This is a genomic window from Novosphingobium sp. BL-S-32, assembly GCF_056857055.1.
This window is the reverse complement of sequence record NZ_CM166476.1, coordinates 782,638-804,143: the sequence shown is the minus strand read 5'-3', so window position 1 is coordinate 804,143 and position 21,506 is coordinate 782,638. Positions and strand designations below refer to the sequence as shown.

Annotated in this window: 19 protein-coding genes; 8 read left to right on the top strand and 11 right to left on the bottom strand. The window is 63.4% G+C overall.

Annotation, left to right across the window (positions count from 1 at the left end):
- Positions 1-100 precede the first annotated feature (100 nt).
- The 6 genes from AC1VVK_RS03735 to AC1VVK_RS03710 all read left to right on the top strand — a co-directional run bounded on the left by AC1VVK_RS03735 (position 101) and on the right by AC1VVK_RS03710 (position 5,909).
- A complete protein-coding gene (locus AC1VVK_RS03735; protein ID WP_132385817.1) occupies positions 101-1,126 on the top strand; it encodes an aspartate-semialdehyde dehydrogenase in 1,026 nt (341 codons plus the stop codon).
- A gap of 275 nt (positions 1,127-1,401) precedes the next feature.
- Positions 1,402-1,965 carry a DedA family protein gene (locus AC1VVK_RS03730; RefSeq protein WP_482904434.1) on the top strand — a complete coding sequence of 188 codons (564 nt, stop codon included), beginning with the start codon at positions 1,402-1,404 and terminating at the stop codon, positions 1,963-1,965.
- A gap of 62 nt (positions 1,966-2,027) precedes the next feature.
- The gene (locus AC1VVK_RS03725; protein WP_482904433.1) at positions 2,028-2,564 is read left to right on the top strand and encodes a DUF1993 family protein; all 537 of its coding nucleotides are present in this window, start codon (positions 2,028-2,030) and stop codon (positions 2,562-2,564) included.
- Positions 2,561-3,007 (top strand): GFA family protein, encoded by a 447-nt coding sequence (locus AC1VVK_RS03720; RefSeq protein ID WP_482904432.1) that lies wholly within the window; start codon positions 2,561-2,563, stop codon positions 3,005-3,007. Before AC1VVK_RS03725 ends, AC1VVK_RS03720 begins: the two co-directional genes overlap by 4 nt.
- A 31-nt stretch (positions 3,008-3,038) precedes the next feature.
- Positions 3,039-3,800: an alpha/beta fold hydrolase gene (locus AC1VVK_RS03715; protein ID WP_482904431.1), complete on the top strand. Its 762-nt coding sequence runs from the start codon at positions 3,039-3,041 to the stop codon at positions 3,798-3,800.
- Positions 3,801-4,070: 270 nt separating this feature from the next.
- Positions 4,071-5,909 (top strand): M2 family metallopeptidase, encoded by a 1,839-nt coding sequence (locus AC1VVK_RS03710; RefSeq protein ID WP_482904430.1) that lies wholly within the window; start codon positions 4,071-4,073, stop codon positions 5,907-5,909.
- A gap of 66 nt (positions 5,910-5,975) precedes the next feature.
- On the opposite strand, the gene AC1VVK_RS03705 is transcribed toward AC1VVK_RS03710, so the two are convergent.
- The 10 genes from AC1VVK_RS03705 to AC1VVK_RS03660 all read right to left on the bottom strand — a co-directional run bounded on the left by AC1VVK_RS03705 (position 5,976) and on the right by AC1VVK_RS03660 (position 18,615).
- On the bottom strand, positions 5,976-6,377 hold the full coding sequence (locus AC1VVK_RS03705; protein ID WP_482904429.1) for a hypothetical protein: 402 nt from the start codon (positions 6,375-6,377) through the stop codon (positions 5,976-5,978).
- A gap of 142 nt (positions 6,378-6,519) precedes the next feature.
- Positions 6,520-9,309 (bottom strand): TonB-dependent receptor, encoded by a 2,790-nt coding sequence (locus AC1VVK_RS03700; RefSeq protein ID WP_482904428.1) that lies wholly within the window; start codon positions 9,307-9,309, stop codon positions 6,520-6,522.
- Between the two features lie 463 nt (positions 9,310-9,772).
- Positions 9,773-11,203: an AMP nucleosidase gene (locus AC1VVK_RS03695; protein ID WP_482904427.1), complete on the bottom strand. Its 1,431-nt coding sequence runs from the start codon at positions 11,201-11,203 to the stop codon at positions 9,773-9,775.
- Positions 11,204-11,420: 217 nt separating this feature from the next.
- Entirely contained in the window at positions 11,421-11,930 is a 510-nt protein-coding gene (locus tag AC1VVK_RS03690) for a GNAT family N-acetyltransferase (protein WP_482904426.1), read from the bottom strand.
- An 85-nt stretch (positions 11,931-12,015) separates the two neighbouring features.
- Entirely contained in the window at positions 12,016-12,612 is a 597-nt protein-coding gene (gene rplI, locus AC1VVK_RS03685; protein WP_132385662.1) for a 50S ribosomal protein L9, read from the bottom strand.
- 14 nt (positions 12,613-12,626) lie between these two features.
- Positions 12,627-12,851, bottom strand: coding sequence for a 30S ribosomal protein S18 (gene rpsR / locus AC1VVK_RS03680; RefSeq protein ID WP_021232952.1), 225 nt, complete (start codon positions 12,849-12,851; stop codon positions 12,627-12,629).
- A gap of 3 nt (positions 12,852-12,854) precedes the next feature.
- Complete coding sequence (gene rpsF, locus AC1VVK_RS03675) at positions 12,855-13,217, bottom strand: 30S ribosomal protein S6 (protein ID WP_132385661.1); 363 nt, start codon at positions 13,215-13,217, stop codon at positions 12,855-12,857.
- Between the two features lie 197 nt (positions 13,218-13,414).
- The gene (locus tag AC1VVK_RS03670; protein ID WP_482904425.1) at positions 13,415-16,225 is read right to left on the bottom strand and encodes a tetratricopeptide repeat protein; all 2,811 of its coding nucleotides are present in this window, start codon (positions 16,223-16,225) and stop codon (positions 13,415-13,417) included.
- Positions 16,226-16,807: 582 nt separating this feature from the next.
- On the bottom strand, positions 16,808-17,236 hold the full coding sequence (locus AC1VVK_RS03665; RefSeq protein ID WP_482904424.1) for a GNAT family N-acetyltransferase: 429 nt from the start codon (positions 17,234-17,236) through the stop codon (positions 16,808-16,810).
- Positions 17,237-17,379: 143 nt separating this feature from the next.
- Positions 17,380-18,615: a polyhydroxyalkanoate depolymerase gene (locus AC1VVK_RS03660; protein WP_132385658.1), complete on the bottom strand. Its 1,236-nt coding sequence runs from the start codon at positions 18,613-18,615 to the stop codon at positions 17,380-17,382.
- 88 nt (positions 18,616-18,703) lie between these two features.
- Here AC1VVK_RS03660 and AC1VVK_RS03655 point away from each other — a divergent pair, with 88 nt between their 5' ends.
- A complete protein-coding gene (locus AC1VVK_RS03655) occupies positions 18,704-19,399 on the top strand; it encodes a glutathione S-transferase (RefSeq protein WP_482904423.1) in 696 nt (231 codons plus the stop codon).
- A gap of 75 nt (positions 19,400-19,474) precedes the next feature.
- Here the strand turns inward: AC1VVK_RS03655 and AC1VVK_RS03650 are convergent, their stop codons facing one another.
- Complete coding sequence (locus tag AC1VVK_RS03650; RefSeq protein ID WP_482904422.1) at positions 19,475-20,299, bottom strand: flagellin N-terminal helical domain-containing protein; 825 nt, start codon at positions 20,297-20,299, stop codon at positions 19,475-19,477.
- Positions 20,300-20,560: 261 nt separating this feature from the next.
- Between AC1VVK_RS03650 and AC1VVK_RS03645 the strand changes: the two genes are divergently transcribed.
- On the top strand, positions 20,561-21,505 hold the full coding sequence (locus AC1VVK_RS03645) for a DUF808 domain-containing protein (protein WP_482904421.1): 945 nt from the start codon (positions 20,561-20,563) through the stop codon (positions 21,503-21,505).
- Position 21,506 lies beyond the last annotated feature (1 nt).

The following is a 21,506-nucleotide window of genomic DNA, read 5'->3' as shown; positions in this document are numbered from 1 at the left end:
CGGTTTGCGCAGTCTCTTGCCATCCCCGCGCTGTACCTGTAACGGGCCGCTTCCCGCGCCGCGTCCTTGCCGTGCGGGGATTTGCATGAAGGATCTTGAAATGGGTTACCGGGTTGCCGTCGTCGGCGCGACCGGAAATGTCGGCCGCGAAATGCTCAACATCCTCGCCGAGCGCGAATTCCCCTGCGATGAGATCGCAGCGGTGGCTTCGTCGCGTTCGATCGGGACCGAGATTGAATTCGGCGAAACCGGCAAAATGCTCAAAGTAAAGAACATCGAGCACTTCGATTTCACCGGCTGGGATATTGCGCTGTTCGCCGTCGGCTCCGAGCCGACGAAGATTTACGCGCCCAAGGCCGCCGCTGCGGGCTGCGTGGTGATCGACAATTCGTCGCTCTACCGCATGGATCCGGACGTGCCGCTGATCGTGCCGGAAGTGAACCCGGACGCCATCGACGGTTACAAGGCGCGCAACATCATCGCCAATCCCAACTGCTCGACCGCGCAGATGGTGGTGGCGCTGAAGCCGCTGCACGACAAGGCGAAGATCAAGCGCGTCGTCGTTTCGACCTACCAGTCGGTTTCCGGCGCGGGCAAGGCGGGCCTTGATGAGCTGTTCGAGCAGAGCCGCGCGATCTTCGTCGGCGATCAGGTCGAACCGCGCAAGTTCACCAAGCAGATCGCCTTCAACGTGATCCCGCACATCGACGTCTTCCTCGACGACGGTTCCACCAAGGAAGAGTGGAAGATGATCGTCGAGACCAAGAAGATCCTCGATCCCAAGATCAAGATCCAGGCCACTTGCGTGCGCGTGCCGGTCTTCGTGGGCCACTCGGAATCGCTGAACATCGAGTTCGAGAACGAAATCTCGGCCGAGGAAGCACAGGACATCCTGCGCGAGGCGCCGGGCATCATGCTCGTCGACAAGCGCGAGGACGGTGGTTACGTCACCCCGATCGAGGCCGTGGGCGACAGCGCCACGTACGTCAGCCGCGTCCGCGAGGACCCGACCGTCGAGAACGGCCTGGCGCTGTGGTGCGTGTCGGACAACCTGCGCAAGGGCGCTGCCCTGAACGCGGTGCAGATCGCCGAACTGCTGGGCCGTCGCCACCTCAAGAAGGGCTGATTTCAGCTCCGGTGACGGGCGGGCTTCATAGCCCGACCTGACAGACAAAAAGGTCCGCGAGGCAGAGGCTTCGCGGACTTTTTTGTGCTTGGGCGCCGGTTCTTTGGGGAACCCATGGCAGCGAAATTCTGTATAGTGCGTTTGTCTTGAACGGTTCCGCCACGCTTCAGGCATGCACCTTCGGGTACGCCTAACAGGGAAGGCCATTGAGTGACCTCACGCATCGTCGAGCAGGGTGATGGCACCCGTCTGGGTGCAGTGCGGGTGGTTGCGCCGTGACGATTGAGCAGATCATTGCCCAATACGGCCTTGTCGGGCTGTTCCTCGGCGCGGGTTTCGAAGGGGAGACCATGACCGTCCTGGGCGGGCTCATGGCGCATCGGGGATTGTTGCCCTATTGGCCGGCGGTGCTGGTTGCGGCGGGAGGGTCGTTCTTTGCCGATCAGCTGTTCTTCCAACTGGGACGGCGCTTTCGCGACCACGGTTTCGTTCGGCGTATGCACGCGCGGCCTGCCTTTGCGCGGGCGCTGGCGGCGTTCGAACGCCATCCGCTCACCTTCACTTTCGCGTTCCGCTTCATTTACGGCCTGCGCACGGTGAGCCCCGTTGCCATCGGCACCACGCGGCTGGCGACACGGACGTTCGTGGCGGTGAATGCCGTGGCGGCGCTGGTCTGGGCGTTCATTTTCGTTTCGCTCGGCTATTGGTGCGGGGAGGCGATCGATACGCTTTTCGGGCGCATCCGGTCGATCGAGCACTTGCTGGCCGGAGTCGTGGCGGTGGCACTGATCGCGGCACTGGCCATCCATTACATACGGCGCCGACCACCCGCCGCATGACTCTTGTCCCGGCGGCGCGGCGGTTCCATTTAGGGGCTTCCTGAAAGCGAGGGAGGCTTTTCATGCAACAACCCGACGCCGCATCCGGTCTGGCGCTCATCGCCAGCCGGCTCAGCACTCTTTCCGCATTGCTCGACAAGGCCCAGGGGCTTTGGGTGGGCAGGGATCTCGACACGCTGGCCGCCGCGCGGCTGGCGATCGACATGCATCCGCTGTCCTGGCAAGTGGCTGCCACCGCAACGCAGGCCGAGCAGTTTCTCGCATGGAGCCGGGGCAAGGAGCAGCCGAACACCGTCACTCCGCCCACCGGCTGGCATGATGCGAAGGCGCTGCTGCGCGAGGTGCTGGCCAAGGTACAGGCAGCGGCGGCTGAGGCGGCTGCACTGCCAGAGACGAAGCACATCCGACTGGAGCCGATCGGCATGTGCCTCGATCTCTCCGGCCAGCGCTATCTGGACGACTGGATCCTGCCCAATCTCTATTTCCACCTGATCACGGCCTACGCGATCCTGAGGATGCAGGGGCTGGAGTTCGGCAAGGCCGATTTCATGGCGCACCTTGCCGGGGACATCCGGCCGATTGCGCCCACGCCGGTATGACGGTGCGGATGACCGGCGGCTGCCAGTGCGGCCGCATCCGCTACACGGCCGAAGTCGATCCCGAGACGGCCTATCTGTGCCATTGCAAGATGTGCCGCCGGGCGACCGGGGGCGTCTCCATTGCCTTCGTCAATCCGCCGCGCGACAAGGTGGTCTGGCATACCGAGCCGGACTGGTATCAATCCTCGCCCATCGCGCGGCGGCCGTTCTGTTCGCACTGCGGTACGCCGCTGGGTTTCGAATTCAGCGAGGGCGCGACGAATATCGACCTTACCGTCGGGAGTTTCGACGATCCCACGCCGTTTCGGCCCGAGCACAACTATGCCACTGAATCGATGCTTCCGGCATGGGCTGACGTGACGCATTTGCCCGGCTACACGAGCGCCGAGAATCCCAATGTGATCGAGCGCTGGAAGGCGGCCGGAATGGCGCCGCCCGAGTGATCGGTCCTCCCGTAGAGCAGGCGAATTGGCAGTGAGCGACGCTAAGACCGAATATCTCGAAGGCTATGCCGGCACCCGGCTGGCAGTGCATGTCATGGGCGATCACGGCGCGCGGCCGCTCCTGTTGCTCCACGGGCTGTTTTCCAGCGCGGATGTGAACTGGATCAAGTACGGCAACGCGCGGATCCTTGCCGATGCCGGGTTCGAGGTCTTCATGCCGGACTTGCGCGCGCATGGACAGAGCGGGGCGCCGCACGAAGCCGATGCTTATCCGGGCGACGTGCTGGTGCGCGATCTCAAGGCGACGGTGGAGCAGCTTGGCCTTGGCGACTTCGACCTTGGCGGCTTTTCGCTGGGCGCGCGGACTTCGGTGCGCGGCGTGCTGGCGGGGCTGGCGCCGCGTAAGTTGATCCTTGGCGGCATGGGGCTCACTGGCCTTTCGGGCTGGGCGCGGCGCTCGGCGCATTTCGTGGATGCCATCGATCGCTTCGGCACAATCGAGCGCGGCGACAAGGCTTTCATCGCGCAGGCCTTCATGAAGTCCATGAACATCGACCGCGTGGCGGCCCGGCTGCTGCTTCAGTCGGTGGACGATACGCCTGCCGATGCCATCGCGCAGGTCTCGATGCCGACGCTCTGTGTTTCCGGCAAGGATGACCACGATAACGGTGCGGCTGTCGATCTGGCGGCGGCACTCCCGGATGGGCGCTATGTCCAGACGCCGGGGAATCACATGTCATCGGTGACGTTCAAGGACATGGGCCGGGCTATGGCGGCGTTTCTGCTCGATTGAGGGTTCGCGCGGAGGCGCGGAGACGCGGAGAAGAAAAGGGGGAAGCACGCAGAGACGGCGTGCAAGCGCCGCAGGCATTTCCTCGACTTCACCTTGCCCAAAATGCGACGTTGGGATGAATGGGCGGCTTCGCCGCATTCACAAGATCTCTGCGCCTCCGCGCCTCCGCGTGAATCGAATTTATCGGGTATCGCCCTCCCGATACGGTTGATCTCACGCCAAGCGCGGTTAGTCTCCGGCGCCATCAGAACATACCAAGAGGGCGCACCCATGAAATTCGCATCCACCGCACGCGCGGCGCTGGCCGCCGGGCTTTGCTTCGGACTTGCCGTTCCCGCTTTCGCCGAAGAAGCCAAGGCCGACTATCCCACCACCGCTGCCGGTGCGGCACAGTTCATCGCCGATGCCGAGAAGGACCTGTTCCCCGCCTCGGTCGACAATGCGCGCATCAGCTGGGTGAACTACACCTACATCACCGACGATACCGACGCGCTGGCGGCGCAGTCGAACGCGGCGATCACCGAGAAGCAGGTCGCCTATGCGATCGAGGCCGCCAAGTTCGCGAACGTCCCGGGCCTCGATCCCGACGTTGCCCGCAAGCTGGGCATCCTGCGTCAGGGCATCGTTCTGCCCGCGCCGACCACGCCGGGCGCGGCGGACGAACTGAGCACGATCTCGACCCGCCTTGCCTCCACGTACGGCAAGGGCCGTGGCACGCTGGACGGCAAGGAAATCAACGGTTCGGACATCGAGGCCGCCATGGGCGACCTCTCGCATACCCCGGCGGAATTCGCCGAGATGTGGACGAGCTGGCACGACAACGTCGGCGCGCCGATGAAGGGCGACTTCGTCAAGATGGTCGGTATCGCGAACCAGGGCGCAAAGGAACTCGGCTATGCCGACGTCGGCGCCATGTGGCGTTCGGGTTATGACATGACGCCCGAGCAGTTCTCGGCCGAGACACAGCGCCTCTGGGAGGAAGTGAAGCCACTCTACCTCGCGCTGCATACTTACGTGCGCCACAAGCTGAACGAGAAGTACGGCGATGCCGTGCAGCCGAAGACCGGCCCGATCCGCGCCGATCTGCTGGGCAACATGTGGTCGCAGGAATGGGGCAACGTCTATCCGCTGGTCGCGCCGGCCGGCGCGGGCGATCTTGGCTATGACATCGGCGCGCTGCTGAAGGCCAAGGGCAAGACCCCGCTGGACATGGTGAAGTATGGGGAGGGCTTCTACTCTTCGCTCGGCTTCGCACCGCTGCCGGAGACGTTCTGGAAGCGCTCGATGTTCGTGAAGCCCGCCGACCGCGAGGTGATCTGCCACGCGTCGGCCTGGGATATCGACAACAAGGACGATGTGCGCATCAAGATGTGCACCAAGGTGAATTCGGAAGATTTCGTCACCATTCACCACGAACTGGGCCACAACTACTACCAGCGCGCCTACAACAAGCAGCCCTACCTCTACCTCAACGGCGCCAACGACGGTTTCCATGAGGCGATCGGCGACTTCATCGCGCTGTCGATCACCCCGCAGTACCTCGTCCAGATCGGCCTGCTCGACAAGGACAAGGTGCCGAGCGCCGACAAGGACATCGGCCTGCTGCTGCGTCAGGCAATGGACAAGGTGGCGTTCCTGCCGTTCGGCCTGCTGATCGACCGCTATCGCTGGGGCATCTTCGACGGCTCGATCAAGCCGGCCGACTACAACAAGGCGTGGACCAAGATGCGCCTCGACTATCAGGGTGTGGTGCCGCCTTCGGCCCGTCCCGACGACGGTTTCGATGCAGGCGCCAAGTTCCACGTGCCGGGCAACACGCCCTACACGCGCTACTTCCTCGCGCGCATCCTCCAGTTCCAGTTGTATGAAGCGGCGTGCAAGCAGGCCGGCTGGAAGGGCCCGCTTCACCGTTGCAGCTTCTACGGCAACAAGAAGGTGGGCGAGAACCTCGACCGCATGCTGGCGATGGGCATGTCCAAGCCCTGGCCTGAGGCGCTCAAGGCCTTCACGGGTTCGGACAAGCTGAGTGCCAAGCCGATGCTTGCCTACTTCGCGCCGCTCCAGAAGTGGCTCGATGAGCAGAACAAGGGCGAGAAGGCCGGCTGGTAAAAACGAATGCGGCGCGGGAGCATGGGCTCCCGCGCCGCATCTATCAGCCTTTCTGGGCCGCTGCCGTCATTGCATTCCCGGCATCCATTTCGGCGGACTGCTGTTCGCGGCGATGTTGCTCAGTGTGCCGATCCACAGCGACTGATGGCCCGAGCGCGGCAGGATATGGCCGGAGAAGCGGAACGTGACGGCGCGCGGGTGCTTGCCGAGCAGCGTGCTTAGCTGGCCAGACGCATCGCGCGAGAGTTCGAAGCGGTTCCGCCCGGTCTTGTCGTCACAATCCGGCGCCTGAAGCGAGAAGCCGTCCACGCCTGCAACCAGCACGCCCTGACCCTGCACCGGACCCGATGAGGTGGTGTTGACGTTCCAGCAAGCGCCCATTTCGTGAGCGGGTTTGAGTTCGGAACAACCTGTGCCCGCCAGAGCAAGCAGGCCTGCAATCGATAGTCGCACGTGTGCCGTCTTCATCGGTGCTGTCATCCTCTCTCTTTTCATTTTTTTGAGAGGATGACGCGGCATTGTCCGTCGTGCAACGAAAGATGTCATCTGCGGTTCATGAAAGACCGCGAAATCGGGGAGCCGGACGGACCCGGCTCCCCTCTTTTCACTCTTAGAAGTCGACAGTCACGTTCATGAAGAGCGTGCGGCCATAGACATCGTACGTGGATGGATAAGTGTTCGCCTGCTCCTGGTTGTCGCCAAGGATCGGCGGCTTCTTGTTGAACATGTTGTTCATGCCCACCGACCAGGTGAACTGCTTGGCCACGTCGATCGAGGCTGCCAGGTCGAAGTAGTCGAACGCCTTGATCTTTTCGACGCTGTAGTCGGTCGATACGTCGTCGTCCTTGACCGGGGACAGGTGGCGCCAGGCAAGCGACAGGGTCTTGCCCTCGGTCGACCAGGTCACGCGGCTGTTGAGGCGCCACTTGGCGTAGACGTTGCCGCAGAGCAGGCCGAACTTGCCGGCGCAGTCATACGACATATCCGAAATCGTCGCGATCGGCGTGAACTTCCAGCTCATCAGGCGGGTGCCCGAGAAGCGCAGGTCCAGCTTGCTCTCGTCATTGACGCCGAACGCGAGCGGGATCGTGTAACGCGCGTCGAAGTCGATGCCGTCGGTCTTCACACCGCCGGAGTTGGTCAGGTTGTCGATGGCGCCGTTGATGTTGTAGCTCGTCGGATCGCGCGGCAGTAGCGAGCAATAGTCGGTGTTGTAGGGCGTCCAGCCATTGGCGGCAGTGCCGTAGCAGGCACCGACGATGTTGTTGGTAGTCGCGGTGGTGATGAAGTTGTCGATCTTGATGTTGTAGTAATCGACCGTCAGCGAGAAGCCCGGAATGAAGCGGGGCTGGATCACCGTGCCGAACGTCCAGGTATTGGCGGTTTCCTCACGCAGTGCGCTGTTGCCCGCGTTGTAGCTGAGGATCTGCGGATCGGTGGTGAAGTTGCCGATCTTGCCCGCCGGAACGCCCGAGGCGATGCAGCTGGCGTTGAGCGTGGCATTGGAAAGCGCCGCGCTGGTGGCGCAGGGGTCGCTTGCCGTCTCGTAGTTTCCGATGCTGCCGCTGTAGAGATCGGCAACCGTCGGCGCGCGAACGGCGCGCGAATATTGCCCGCGCAGGCTGATGTCCTTGACCGGTGCCCAGACAAGACCGGCCGAGAACGTGCCGACCTGACCCGCTGCCGTCGAGTAATCGGAGAAGCGATAGGCGCCGTTGAATGCCAGACGGTCGATAAACGGCTTGTCCGCCAGCAGCGGCACGTCGATCTCGGCGAAGAGTTCCTTGACGTTATAGCCGCCCGCAGTCGGGCCGGAGGCGTTGAAGCCGATCACGTCGCCCGAGGAGAGCGCTGCGTCGGGTTCGAACTTGCCGTGTTCGTTGCGGTATTCGGCACCAAGCGCCAGACCTGCGGGCCCGGCGCCGAGGTCGAACAGCGAATTGTTGGTGATCGCGCCGCTGGCGACTTTCTCGGTGATGGTCGAGCGGTTGACGGTGTCGATCGAGATGAAGTCGGCCGCCGCCTGGCTGATGTTGCCTGCGCCGAAGATGTTGAGTGGGACGCAGCCGTTGCTCGTATCGGTGCAGACGAGGTTGCCCGCGCTGTCACGCGTGGTCATCAGCGCCTGCTGGACGCGGCTGGCCGAGACGTTGCCGTACTGGTGCTCCACCTGCCGGGTGCGGGCGTAGCTGAAGTAGGCGTCGTAGTTCCAGTCGCCCGAGATATTGCCGCGCGCGCCGATCAGGCCGCGAACGGCCTTGCTGTCCATCACCGAGATGCGGTTGCCCACTTCGTTGAGGCGGCGATAGACCGAAGCGGACGTGTAGCCGTCGCCATCGGTATCGTAGCTTTTCAGCAGCGCCTGCGAGTCCGCCGAGAGGAACGAGCTATTGGTGTCGATCTCGTACGTGCCCGAGAGCGGTGTCGGCGCCAGCTGGTTCTTCACGCGGTTGTGGACGTACTGGCCCTCGCCATAGATCGTCAGGTGATCGCTGACGTCGAAGTGGGCCTGACCGAACAGCAGTTCGCGCTTCTGCGGGACCTGAAGGTAGTTTTCCGAGGCGTAGTTATAAGCATCTGCCGAGGTATAGTCCCGGTAGCTGCCGTCCTGATTGAACATGTAACGGTTGCCGTCGAGCGAGATCGCGCCCTGCGGGATGTAGCTCGAACCACCGGCCGTCAGGCCGCCAGCGCCGTCTTCGGTCTGGGTCGTCGCGGTGTACTTGCGGGCCGACTGGAGGATCGGATTGCGGCGCATGTAATCGCCATAGAGCGTGATGTTGCCGCGCCCGTCCGCGAAGTTCTTGCCGACCAGCAGGCCGCCGCCATACTGCGCGCCGTCGCCCTGTCCGGTCAGGCGGTAGTTGGCGTTGGCCTGCACGCCGTCATAGTCCTGCTTGGTCACGAAGTTGACCACGCCGCTGACCGCGTCCGAGCCGTAGACTGCCGACTTGCCGCCGGTGACCACATCCACGCGCTCGATCAGCGCGGTGGGGATCGTGTTCAGGTCGACCACCTGGTTGGTGTCGTAGGAAACGTAGCGACGGCCGTTGACGACGATCAGCGTGCGCACCGCGCCAAGGCCGCGCAAGTCCGCCGTGGCGACGCCGCCGCCGGGATTGTTCGACGATGCGGTTGCGCCCGGAAGTACCTGCGGCAGGTCCTTGAGGATGTTCTCGACATTGACCTGTCCGGTCAGTTTGATCTCTTCCCGGCTCACCGCCATGATCGGCGCGGCCTGTTCGAGATTGGCGCTGGACAGGCGCGAGCCGGTGACGACGATGGCGCCCGTATCGGCACCGGCGTCGGTTTCATTGCCGGAAGTGGCGGCAGTGTCTTGGGCCTGAGCTGCGACCGGCAGACCCATGAGGAGCGTGGACGCCAGAAGAAGGCGCTTCATCTCGGATGTCATTGATTACTCCCTATTGCGGATTTCGGCGCGGGAGAGGGGTGTGCGCGTCGAAATCAGGAAAGGGTGTCTGCGCGGGAGTCCCACGCTTGTCATGCGAGATCAGTAGTTGTGTTTGATTGATTCAGGGTTAGTTGTAGAACTGCCACAACTATTTCAGATCAAGAAAAGAAGATGAAAAATTCGAAATTCAAAAGAAATACAATTGAAATGGAATTTCATGTTCTTTTCTTGAAGGGTTATATCTCGATTATTGGTTGTTTGAGCATCAATCAAGTCAAAATGTGTCAATAATATCGTATATTATGGAATATAATTATACCACTCTGTGGTGATGCGATGGTTGATTGCGCTGGTCCGCCGGAGAGCCGTACAACGAAAAGCCGCCGCTTTCATGACGAAAACGGCGGCTCATTCGTGTCTTGGTGATGGGCCGGCGGCGAACCGCGGCTGTTTAACGGAACGGCGGTTCGTTGAATGCGCGCAGCTTTCGGCTGTGCAGGCGCTCGCCCTCGGCGCGCAGCAGGTCGCAGGCCTGGAGGCCGATCTTGAGGTGGCTGGCGATGGCTTCCTCATAGAACCGGTTGGCCTGCCCCGGCAGCTTCAGTTCGCCATGGATCGGCTTGTCGGAAACGCAGAGCAGGGTGCCGTAGGGAACGCGGAAGCGGTAGCCCTGCGCGCTGATCGTGGCGCTTTCCATGTCGATGGCGATGGCGCGGCTGAGGCTGAAACGGTGCGCGGATTCGGTGTAGCGCAGTTCCCAATTGCGGTCGTCGGTGGTGACCACGGTGCCGGTACGCATGCGCTTCTTGAGATTGGCGCCGCCTTCGCCGCTCACCGCCTCGGCCGCGCTGGCAAGGGCCTGCTGGACTTCGGCAATGGCAGGCAGCGGGATTTCCGGCGGCAGCACGCGGTCAAGCACGTGATCGTCGCGCAGATAGGCGTGGGCGAGCACATAGTCGCCGATGCGCTGGCCTTCGCGCAGGCCGCCGCAGTGGCCGATCATCAGCCAGACCTCCGGGCGGATGACCGCGAGGTGATCGGTGATGGTCTTCGCGTTCGAGGGGCCGACGCCGATATTGACCAGCGTGATGCCCGACTTGTCCGGCCGGATCAGGTGATAGGCCGGCATCTGGTGGCGGCGCCACGCAGTGTCCGACAGGCGTTCACGCGCATTGTCGACCGGCGTGTCGAGATAGAGCCCGCCCGCGCCAGAAAGCGCGGTGTAGCCATCGGTGCCGATCTGCCGGCCCGCCCAGTCCACGAACTCGTCCACGTAGCGGTGGTAGTTGGTGAAGAGGATGAAGCGCTGGCAGTGCTCGACGCTGGTGCCGGTGTAATGCTGAAGGCGCGCGAGGCTGAAGTCGGTGCGCAGCCCGTCGAACAGGGCCAGCGGCAGCGGCTCGTTCTGCGGGTGCATGAAGGTGCCGTCGGCGATCTCGTCACCGATCATGGCGAGTTCGGTGGTCGGGAAGTGCGCTGCCAGTTCCTGCGGCGTCACGCTGCCCATGCCGATGCCGTCGAGCACATAGGGGAAGGGGATCTCCTGCGTGGAGCGGCCCACTTCGATGGCGATCTCATAGTCTTCGTGGAGCAGGCCGAGCTGTTCGTGCAGATAGTCTGCGAAGAGCCGCGGGCGCGTGATCGTGGTGACGTATGTGCCGATGTCGTTCAGCCGTCCGAACGAGCGGCTGTAGAGCGAACCACGCTCGACGCCATGATAGGTGATGCGCAGCTCGGGATAGCACCAGGCGCGTGCTTCGCGGCGTTCGACAGGGGGGAGTGTGCCGTTCTCGACAAAGGCGGCGATATCGGCCTTCAGAGTGGTGACGGCGGTTTCGTAAACGCGGACCAGTTCCGCGATCGTGCTTTCGATCGTTTCCATCGCCCACACTTACGCGATTCGTATTGCAGTGCAATAGTCGGGCCGGGCGATTGGATTGGGGTGTTTGCGTGGGAAGGTTTCACGCGGAGGCGCGGAGGATTTCTGGTGCGCCATGGGCGCCTTCAGTATGTGTCGTCAGCGTTTTGCGCGTGCCGCGAGTATGAGTGCGGCTTTGCCGCCGGCGCTATTCCTCCGCGTCTCCGCGCCTCCGCGCGCATCAATCTATGATGCGCATCAGATAGGTCACAGTCTTTCCGTTCTCCAGCAGCGCCTCGCCCACGGGTTCGAAGCCGAGCGCCTGATGGAAGGCTTCGCTGACCGGGTTGGGCGGGTCGGAATTAACTTCGCAGACCACGCACTCATGCCCGGCGGCGCGGGCTCGCTCGAAGAGATGGGCGTAGAGCTTGCGGGCAAACCCGCGCCCGCGTGCCTCCGGCGCGGTGACCACGCGATCGACATAGACGAAGCGCGGGTAACGTGCGCGGAACCACTGGAAATTGGCGCTGTCGTAGTCCGCATCCTGATCGAAGGCGATCAGCGCTGCGTCCAGCGTTCCGGCATTCCGGCCAATCCGCGCCGCCACGAAGGCGCGCTCGACCAGTAGCTCCATCCGTGCCGCGTCGGCCAGCGAAAGTTCGACCGCATGGGCATTGTTGAGCGCCAGCAACGCCGCGCGCAATTCGGCATTGGTGGCATAGCCGGGGCGCAGATCGGTGGGGTCGGTCATCGTCAGGTCCGCACAAAGGAGAAAGGCCCCCGCTCCGTGAGGAGCGAGGGCCTTTCGAAACGCTTGGTCAAGCAGAAGGGGAAGCTCAGGCTTCCTCTTCGCCTTCCACCGCAGCTTCTTCGACCGCGATTTCGCCGGGTTCGGCGTTCGGGTCGTAGGCTTCGGTAAAGCCCGAGACGTCCTGTTCGAACATCGCGGCCATGACGTCGACGCCCTGCGACTGCAGGTCGGCTTCGTCGGGCGAGCGAGCGACGTTCACCTTGACGGTGACGGCGACTTCGGGGTGCAGGTTCACGCGAACGTCGAACACGCCGATCGTCTTGATCGGGCGTTCGAGAACGATCATGTTCTTCGCAACCTTGGCGCCATCGGCGTTCAGGGCGTCGACGATGTCGCGCACCGAAACCGAACCGTAGAGCTGGCCCGAGTTCGACGAAGCGCGGATCAGGACGACCTGCTTGCCTTCGACGTCGCCCGAGTGCTGCTCGGCAGCCGAACGACGCTCAGCGTTTTCGGCTTCGATCTTCGCACGGTTGGTCTCGAAGACCTGCTTGTTACGCTCGTTGGCGCGGAGCGCCTTCTTGTTCGGCAGCAGGTAGTTGCGTGCGTAACCGTCCTTGACGGAAACGACGTCACCAATGGCGCCGAGCTTCTCGATGCGTTCGAGGAGGATGATATCCATGAGGTTCGTCCCCCTTACTTGACGATGTAGGGCAGGAGGCCGATGTGCCGGGCGCGCTTGATCGCCTGGCTCAGCTCACGCTGCTTCTTTGCGGAAACCGCGGTGATGCGGCTGGGAACGATCTTGCCACGCTCGGACATGAAGCCCTGAAGCAGACGCACGTCCTTGTAGTCGATGGCCGGAGCGTTCTTGCCCGAGAACGGGCACGACTTGCGGCGGCGGAAGAATGCACGTGCCATGGATCAGGCTCCTTCACGTTCGCGACGGCGAGTACGCTCGCGATCGCTCTTGCGCATCATGACCGAGGGGCCGCCTTCGTGCTCGTCGACGCGGACGGTCATCCAGCGGATGATGTCTTCGTTGATCGCGGTCTGACGCTCGAGCTCGGCGACAACGTCACCGGTAGCTTCGATGTTCAGCATCACGAAGTGCGCCTTGCGGTTGCGCTTGATCTTGTAGGCGAGATTCTTGAGGCCCCAGGTCTCGGTCTTGGTGACCTTGCCCTGGTTCGACTCGACGATCTCGGTGGCGGTGGCGGCAAGCGTATCGACTTGCGCCTGGCTGAGGTCCTGGCGTGCCAGGAACACGTGCTCGTAAAGAGCCACGGCACTTCCTTTTCTCTAATCTAACCGATCGCTGGCTGTCCGCGGGATTGCGGGGCCCCTCCGGCTTTCGTCCTTCCCGAGCGGCCATGCGGCACGGTCGGAAGGCGCGCCCTTATGCGGGGTGGCCGGGAAATGCAAGCTCTATCCGACCGCACGCCCCCGGCCGATGCCGGAGGCGTGCGAAGCGAAACGGGCGCTCAGGGCTTGATCCCGAGCTTCGTGTAGAGCGCATCCACGCCCGGATCCAGCCGGCGGGCAACGGCGATTTCGTCCCGGCTCTCGGCCGCGCGGCCAAGGCGGGCGAGGACGATGCCGCGCATGTAACGGCTTTCGGCCTGGGTCGGCGCCTCCAGGATCACGGCATCGAGGTCATGCAGGGCATCGTCATAGCGACCGAGCCGGAACCAGATCACCGCCCGGCTGTCGAGCGGGCCGACCGGGCTGGCGGCCAGTTCGACCGCGCTGGAACACTGGCGAACCGCGCTTTCCACCTCGACCCCGCGCATGCCCTTGATCCAGCAGGCCAGATTGAGCAGGTCCGGGCTCTGCGGCCTCTGCGTCATCAACGTGTCCAGCATCGACAGCGCCTCGGTCGCATCGGCATAGAGACCCAGCTTCTCGACTTTCGACATTTGCCAGAACCGCAGTTCGTCGCCGCCCAGCGCAATCTTCTCGTCGATCAGTTCGCGAACTTCGTCGGTCTTGCCTTCCAGTGCCAGCAGCGTGGCAACGAGATCGGCGGAGGCGCTGTCCGAAGGATCGAGTTCCTGCGCCTTGCGGGCATCGGCCATGGCACCGGGCACGTCGCCCAGCGCGCGGTTGACCTCGGCGCGTTCGAGATAGGAGGGCGCATCCGCCGAAAGGGCGATGGCGTGGGTCAGGTCCTCGCGCGCGCCTTTATAGTCACCGATGCCCCGGCGCACGCTGGCACGTGCGATCCAGGGATCCGGCTTGGGCTCCTTGGCCGCCATGGCCTTGGTCAAGATGCCGTCGATGGCGGCGGCCTGCGTCGTGCCCTTGGCGGCCGGAGTGAGATCCCAGCGGCGCGTGGCATTGGCGGGGGCGACGATTTGCGGGACTTGCGCCTGCGCCTTGGCGAGCTGCGCGCGGTCGGCGGCGATCCGGTCCGCGGGAACTTCCTGCCCCGAAGCGTCCTGTCGCTCGTCATAGGAGAACAGGCCGCCAGTGAGCGCCGCATGGCCGGTGAAGCGCGATCCGCCGACCGATGCGTCGATGTCGTTCGCGCCCTGGAGCGTATAGCCCTTGCCGCCGTCAGGCAGCTTGATCCGCACATGATAGACCATGCTGACGGGCTGCGTCGTCGCCACCGGAAGCTGCCGCCATTCGGCGCGGGCACGGTCGGGAATGAAGGAGAAGTCGGCGAGCATGCTTTCCATCCGCCGTTGCATCAGCCGGTCGCGCGGCCTCCACACGGTGGTGACGATGCCGCGCCCCTTGAGCACGATGGTGGCATTGTCGGTCGAGGTTTCGATCGAAACCTCGGGGTACTGACCTTGGCCAAGCACGCGCGTAAGCTGGCTGCGGACCATGTCGTCGCGCTGCTCGGGATCGAGCGAATTGGCGGCTAGCCCGATGCCGAGCGCCTGCGCGCCGTGGAGCGTGACTTTGGCCGTAACGACCGCCGGCAGATCGAGGCTGGTGCTCTCGTCATAGTCTGCCTCCAGCTCCAGCGTCGGCCGCGCGTTGGCGTGGGTCTCGATCAGTTCGGGCTCGGCACCGGCCGTACGCAGCGGCAGGACGTAGCCGAAATCGGGCGTGTCATGGATGTCCTCGATCCGCGAACCGAGCCCGGTGCCGTCAAGCCAGAGGCTCTGTCCGCCCACTTTCGCCCGGACCAGCACGTGGTCGAACACGGCGGCGCTGGGCAGGCGGCGCGGCAGGTCGAAAGCGCCGCCTGTGGCGCTGGCGGTCACCGCCTCGGCCTCCACGCCCAGCCGGTCAAGCAAGGCCAGCAGAAGCAGGGTCTTGGCCTTGCAATCGCCGTAGCGCAGTTGCCAGGTCTCCTCCGGCTTCTGCGGCGTATAGTTGCCGCCGTTCATCTGGACCGCGAGATAGCGCACTTTGTCCTGCACCAGCTGGAGCGCGGCCTGCGTACGCGTCAGCGGATCGGTCGAGGCGGCGGCGATCCTGTCCGCCTCGGCGGCCAGCGGCGTGCCGTCGGCAATAAGCCCGTGCGCCGCGTAGAGCGGGGCGAACGTGCGCGAAACCTCAGGCCAGTCGCGGAACGTGGAGAATTCGAACAGCGGCAGAGGGCGGAATCGCGCGGGTGCGTCGGCCGGCATTTCGGGCTGCTTGGCCAGCGGCAGCGGCACTTCCAGTTCCATGGTGTCGCCATGGCGGACCGGGGCTGCCGGGCTGTCCTTGGTGAGGATCTGCCATTTGGCGTTCTCCGCCACCGGCCAGATCACGCGCAGGCGCCCGGTGCCGATCCGCAAGGGGCGAACGGGGAGGACGGCCATGGCCTGCACGTGATCGCCTAGCACTTTGTCATGCTGCGTGCTGGAATAGCGCAGGCGGAACAGATCGCCCACGCGCAGGCCCTGAATCGCGGCCGTGGCGCTAAGTACGCCGGTGAGCTGGCGCTGTTCGAGCAATTCCTCGCGGCGCAGCACGTCGAGCTTCATGCCGCCCTTGAGGAGGTCGATAGTCTCGCCGTCGCGCACGATCGAGATCTCGTGAATGATGAGGTCTCCCTGATCGGGCGACCACTGCGCGGCGACGGTAGAGAACTGGGCGAGCATCTCGGCAGAAGCGATCCGTACCGCCGTATCGTTATAGCGCCAAAGCTGGCCGCCTTCGACCTTCTGCTGCGAATCGTAGATGGCGATGGGCGCCGTGTCGGAGCCGGTGGCGGCAGGCAGAGCGGCGACTTTCACCCAGGCGGGCGAGGGCTGGTAGAGAACGGTCTCGCCCGCAAAGGCCGGAGACGGAATAGCCGCAACGATGGCGCAGGCCAGAACGGCCCGCGAGACTTTGCCCAGATGCACCTGAATTTCCCCCAATTGAACGGCGCAAATGTGTAATCCATTGCCATTGCCGCGCAATAGGGTGGGCGAGAAATGGCACGTCTTTCTGGGCGCCCGATGGAAAGCTTTCGCCGCCTCCAAACCCCCGTCACCCTGAACCTGTTTCAGGATCCATCGCGCCGCTTGCGCCGTGTTTTGAGCGGCCAATCACACCTGCGCGCCCTTCACACCGCTCATCCTGAGCTTGTCGAAGGATGGCAGCACCGCGCCACGCCGCCGAGGGCTTCGACAGGCTCAGCCTGAGCGGGATCGAGAAAATGGTTGAATGAGCGGAAAAAAGCTTTGGTCGCCCCGTCATCCTGAACTTGTTTCAGGATCCATCGCGCCGCTTGCGCTGTGTTTTGATCGGCCAATCGTACCTATTCGCTCTCCACACCGCTCATCCTGAGCCTGTCGAAGGATGGCAGCACCGCGCTACGCCGCCGAGGGCTTCGACAAGCTCAGCCTGAGCGGGATCCGGAAAATGGTTGAATGAGCGGAAATATCGATGTCTGTTTCCGGCGCGGAAGCATTGCTTGAAATGGCCAAAATTGCGGGAAACAGTCAGGCCGGTTTCAGTTGCTTGCGAAGGAAAATGCGGACATTGTCACGTGGCGAATTATCGAGCGTGCCAAACACCTCGTATCCGAGCCTCTCGTAAAACCCCCGCGCCTGGAAAGTGAAAGTGGTCAACCAGGACCCTACACACCCTCGCTCAATCGCGAGTTCTTCCGCCGATGCCAACAATTGCGCGCCTAAATCTTGCCCCCTTAGTGCAGTCGGCACGACAAGGTAGTCAACGAAGAGCCAATCATAAACAGTCTTGCCCCATAGGCCTCCGATGATCGCGCCATCTTCGCCAGTGAGGGTGATGGCGACGGGTTGAGGGTCTGGGGGGTAACCGTTCTCGGCATTGAAGGCCGCCAGTGGGCGCAAGATCGCATCCCGGATCGTGTCCGCCGGGGTTTCACATAGGGTAAGGGCAGTCGCCATGCTCATCCTGCTCATTGTTCGAAGAGCAGCTTCGTCGAGAAACGGGGCAACAATTGGGCGGGCACAACGGCGATTCCGGAAAGACAGATCTCGCGTAACGGAAGCAACAGATGGATTAAGCGCTCGAATTACTCCCTGCCGCCCTAACTCACCGCCAGAACAAGGTTGCGCACTTGCGGGTAAACCTGCGTTTCCCAGCGCGACCCGGCAAACAGGCCATAATGGCCCACGCCGGGCTGGAGGTGGTGCCGCTTCAGATGCGGCCGCAGGCTGGAACACAGGAAGTGCGCCGCCGCCGTCTGGCCCACCGCGCAGATGTCATCCCGCTCGCCCTCGACAGTGAGCAGGGCCGTCTTGCGGATCGCACCGCAATCGACCTTGCGGCCCCGGTGCTCCAGTTCGCCCTTGGCCAGCAGCGCTCGCTGGAACACCTTGTCGATCGTTTCGAGATAGAATTCGGCCGTGAGGTCCAGTACGGCGAGATATTCCTCGTAGAACGTCTCGATCTTGTCGGCATCGGCCTGCCGGTCATCGGCCAGCGCCTGATAGAGCTTGCGGAACTGGCCGAAGTGGCGGCCCAGGTTCATCGACATGAAGGCGGAGAGCTGGATGAAGCCGGGATAGACCTTGCGGCCGGCGCCCTTGTGGCGCCACGGCACCGTCTCGATCATCGTGTCCTGAAACCAGGCGAAGGGGTGTTCGGTGGCCAGTTCGTTGACGCTGGTGGGGCTTTCGCGGGTGTCGATAGGGCCGCCCATCAACGTCATCGAGCGGGGTTGGCAGGGATCGTCGTCCTGCGCCATCAGCGCGACGGCCGCCAGCACCGGCACGCAGGGCTGGCACACCGCAAGCACATGCGCGCCGCGCTTGCCGTCGGCGTCGCCCAGTTCCTGCAGGAAGTGAATTACATAGTCGATGAAGTCGTCAAAGCCGAAGTGACCCTGGCTCAGCGGGATGTCGCGCGCGTTCTTCCAGTCGGTGATGTAGACGTCGTGATCGCTCAGCAGTGTGAACACGGTATCGCGCAGCAGGGTCGCGTAGTGGCCGGAGAGCGGGGCGACGACCAGCATCTTCGGTTGCGGCGCTGCAACATCGTCCTTGGCGAAGTGGAGAAGGTTGCCGAAGGGCAGGTCCACCACCACTTCCTCACGCACGGCGACCTCGCGGTTGCCGCTCAGTACCGAGGTAATGTTGTAGGCCGGGCGCGCGTGGGTGATCGTGGCCTTCTCGAAGGTCTCCGAAAGCGCGAAAAAGCGGCGTAACCAGGGCTGATCGTGGGCTCCGCCAAAGTAGCGGTCCCGCATCTCGACGGTGTTGCGCGCGGCCCAGCGGGGGAGTTCGAGCAGGTCCGAATAGGCCTGGTACGCCTGGTAGAGCATGCGTGGTCTTTCCCTGCCGCGGTTTCGCGCGCGATTCGTTTCGAGGCGCAATCGGTGCTGGATTCATGCTGCGCTGCATCATAAGCTGATGCAAGCAAAAGCACATTATGCGGAGACGGCGGTGAGCGAGTCGGGAAGCGCCCAGCTATCGATTTCGAGCAAGACCTATTCGGCCTGGTCGCTGCGTGGCTGGCTCTTGTGCCGCCTTGCGGGGATCGAGGTGGAGGAGAAAGTGGTCGCCAACGATGCGGCCAATCGCGCGGAGCTGCTGCTGCTCTCGCCCTCGGTTCTGGTGCCGCGTCTCGAACATGAGGGCGCCAGCGTGTGGGATACGCTGGCGATCGCCGAATATCTCAACGAGAAATACCCCGGCGCGGGAATGCTGCCGCAGGATCCGATCGCGCGGGCGCACTGTCGCTCGATCTCGGGCGAGATCCATTCCGGCTTCACCAACTTGCGCTCGGCGCTGCCGATGAACCTCAAGGTGGTGCATGAAAGCTTCCCGATCTTTTCCGGGGCGCGCCCGGATATCGAGCGGATCGAGGCAATCTGGCAGGAATGCATCGAGATCTACGGCGGTCCCTATCTGTTCGGGAGCGAGCCGACCGTGGCCGATGCCATGTATGCGCCGGTCACGCGCCGCTTCCTGAGCTATGCCGTGCCGATGAACGACCTGTGCCGCGCCTATTGCGAGACCATCGCCGTTTGGGCGCCAATGGCCGAGTGGCTGGCCGCCGCCAAGGCAGAGCCGGAAGATATCGAGGAACTCGACGTCGAGTTCTGAGAGCAAAGACGACCCGGCGGGCATCGCTGCCCGCCGGGTGCTTTCGGGACCTCAGGGATCCCGCTGGGGAACCGTTCAGCGCAGAAGCGTGAGGACGTTCTGCTGGGCCTGATTGGCCTGCGCGATCATCGCGGTGGAGGCTTGCGAAAGGATCTGCGCCTTGGCCATCTGCGTGGTTTCAACGGAGTAATCGGCATCCTCGATCCGTGAGCGGGCATCGGAGAGGTTGGTCACATTGCTGGTCAGGTTGTTGATTGCCGATTCCAGCCGGTTCTGTCCGGCGCCGAGCGAGGCGCGGTTGACGTTCAGGGATTTCAGCGCATCGTCGACATGGTCCAGCGTGTTCGAGGCGGCGGTGCTGGTTGAAACGTCCAGCGCCGTGGCGTCGAGATCGGTGCCGTCGATGGCGACCGAGGTGAGCGTAACCTTTTCGCCGGAGTTCGAACCGGTCTGGATGTCGAATGTCACGTCCGAGCCGGAGGTGGTGGAAAACAGCTTGTTGCCGTTGAACGTGGTGGTGGAAAGAATGTCGCCGATCTGGTCGGTCAGCGCGGACACTTCCTGCTGCATCGCGTCACGGTCGGTGTCCTGATAGGTGCCCGATGCGGACTGGATCGCCAGTTCGCGGACCCGCTGGAGCATGTTGGCCACTTCGTCCAGCGCGCCGTCGGCGGTCTGCGCCAGAGATATGCCGTCGTTGGCGTTGCGGATGCCCTGGCTCATGCCGCGGATCTGCGAGCTCATCGAGGTCGAGATGGCAAGGCCTGCGGCATCGTCCTTGGCGGAATTGATGCGCTTGCCGGTGGAGAGGCGTTCCATCGCGGTGCCGAGCGCCGCGTTGGCGGCAATCGATGCGTTCGAGGCGCGGATGGCGCTGATGTTCGTGTTGATGACCGACATGATTGTTCCCCAGTTTCAGTACGTTGAAAGTCACCGTCGAGGCTCGTTCCGGACAGGGGAGAGAACGGTGGGCATCGAACGCCGTTAAGGGCAGTGTGAGGGGAGCAATGGCGATCGGTCTTGCGGAAGCGCGGCGGCGGCCACCACGAAAGGCCGCAAACCCCTTCATTGGCGAGGTTTTTGCCGGAATTGCTTGATCGGTGAAAAATTCCCCCGCATGGCTTGGGAATTCTGTTCAACCGACCAAGGATTGTTCTTCCAATGCCTTCCGGCCTCGTTGCCCTGCTCGATGACGTTGCGGTGATCGCGCGTGCTGCCGCCGCCTCGCTCGATGACGTGGGGGTGGGCGTGGCCAAGGCCGGGAGCAAGGCGGCCGGCGTGGTGATCGACGATGCGGCGGTGACGCCGGGCTACGTCACCGATTTCACGCCCGATCGCGAACTGCCGATCATCTGGAAGATCACCAAGGGATCGCTGCGCAACAAGCTGTTCATCCTGCTGCCGATTGCTCTGGTGCTGAGCGCGTTTCTGCCCTGGCTCATCACGCCGATCCTGATGCTGGGCGGCAGCTATCTCGCCTTCGAGGGCGCGGAAAAAGTGATCGAGAAGCTGGGCGGCGCCAAGCACGGCGAAACGCTGGAAAGTCCCGTTCAGGACGCGACGACGTTCGAACAGCTGCGCGTTTCCGGCGCCATCCGTACAGACCTGATCCTTTCGGCAGAGATCATGGCCATCGCTCTTGCCGAAGTCGCCGACAGTTCGCTGGTGACGCGCGCGGTGGCGCTGGCGCTGGTGGGCGTGCTGATCACGGCGGGCGTCTATGGCGCAGTGGCGCTGATCGTGAAGATGGACGACATCGGCCTCCACCTCGCCCGGAAGGAAGGGAAGGGCACGCAGGCCGTGGGCCGCATGCTGGTGCAGGGCATGCCCAATGTGCTGACCGTGTTGGCCTCGGTTGGCACGGTGGCGATGCTGTGGGTCGGCGGCGGGATCATCCTCCACGGCCTTGAGCAACTGGGCGTTCCTGCTCCGGCGCATCTGGCGCACGGCTTCCAGCATTGGCTCACGGTACTGGGCGGGCCGCTGGGCGGTGTGCTCGGCTGGCTGGGCTATGCGCTGGCTTCGGCCGTGGTCGGGCTCCTGCTGGGCGGCGTGATCGCGCTGATCGTGCATCTGATCGCCAAAGTGCGCGGTAAGGCGCACTGAT

Excerpts from the sequence above, each read along its gene's own strand:
- AC1VVK_RS03735 (WP_132385817.1), top strand. The coding sequence starts at position 101 with ATGGGTTACCGGGTTGCCGTCGTCGGCGCGACCGGAAATGTCGGCCGC.
- AC1VVK_RS03725 (WP_482904433.1), top strand. The coding sequence starts at position 2,028 with ATGCAACAACCCGACGCCGCATCCGGTCTGGCGCTCATCGCCAGCCGG.
- AC1VVK_RS03720 (WP_482904432.1), top strand. The coding sequence starts at position 2,561 with ATGACGGTGCGGATGACCGGCGGCTGCCAGTGCGGCCGCATCCGCTAC.
- AC1VVK_RS03710 (WP_482904430.1), top strand. The coding sequence starts at position 4,071 with ATGAAATTCGCATCCACCGCACGCGCGGCGCTGGCCGCCGGGCTTTGC.
- AC1VVK_RS03705 (WP_482904429.1), bottom strand. The coding sequence starts at position 6,377 with ATGAAGACGGCACACGTGCGACTATCGATTGCAGGCCTGCTTGCTCTG.
- AC1VVK_RS03700 (WP_482904428.1), bottom strand. The coding sequence starts at position 9,309 with ATGAAGCGCCTTCTTCTGGCGTCCACGCTCCTCATGGGTCTGCCGGTC.
- AC1VVK_RS03695 (WP_482904427.1), bottom strand. The coding sequence starts at position 11,203 with ATGGAAACGATCGAAAGCACGATCGCGGAACTGGTCCGCGTTTACGAA.
- AC1VVK_RS03690 (WP_482904426.1), bottom strand. The coding sequence starts at position 11,930 with ATGACCGACCCCACCGATCTGCGCCCCGGCTATGCCACCAATGCCGAA.
- rplI (WP_132385662.1), bottom strand. The coding sequence starts at position 12,612 with ATGGATATCATCCTCCTCGAACGCATCGAGAAGCTCGGCGCCATTGGT.
- rpsR (WP_021232952.1), bottom strand. The coding sequence starts at position 12,851 with ATGGCACGTGCATTCTTCCGCCGCCGCAAGTCGTGCCCGTTCTCGGGC.
- AC1VVK_RS03665 (WP_482904424.1), bottom strand. The coding sequence starts at position 17,236 with ATGGCGACTGCCCTTACCCTATGTGAAACCCCGGCGGACACGATCCGG.
- AC1VVK_RS03660 (WP_132385658.1), bottom strand. The coding sequence starts at position 18,615 with ATGCTCTACCAGGCGTACCAGGCCTATTCGGACCTGCTCGAACTCCCC.
- AC1VVK_RS03655 (WP_482904423.1), top strand. The coding sequence starts at position 18,704 with ATGCAAGCAAAAGCACATTATGCGGAGACGGCGGTGAGCGAGTCGGGA.
- AC1VVK_RS03650 (WP_482904422.1), bottom strand. The coding sequence starts at position 20,299 with ATGTCGGTCATCAACACGAACATCAGCGCCATCCGCGCCTCGAACGCA.
- AC1VVK_RS03645 (WP_482904421.1), top strand. The coding sequence starts at position 20,561 with ATGCCTTCCGGCCTCGTTGCCCTGCTCGATGACGTTGCGGTGATCGCG.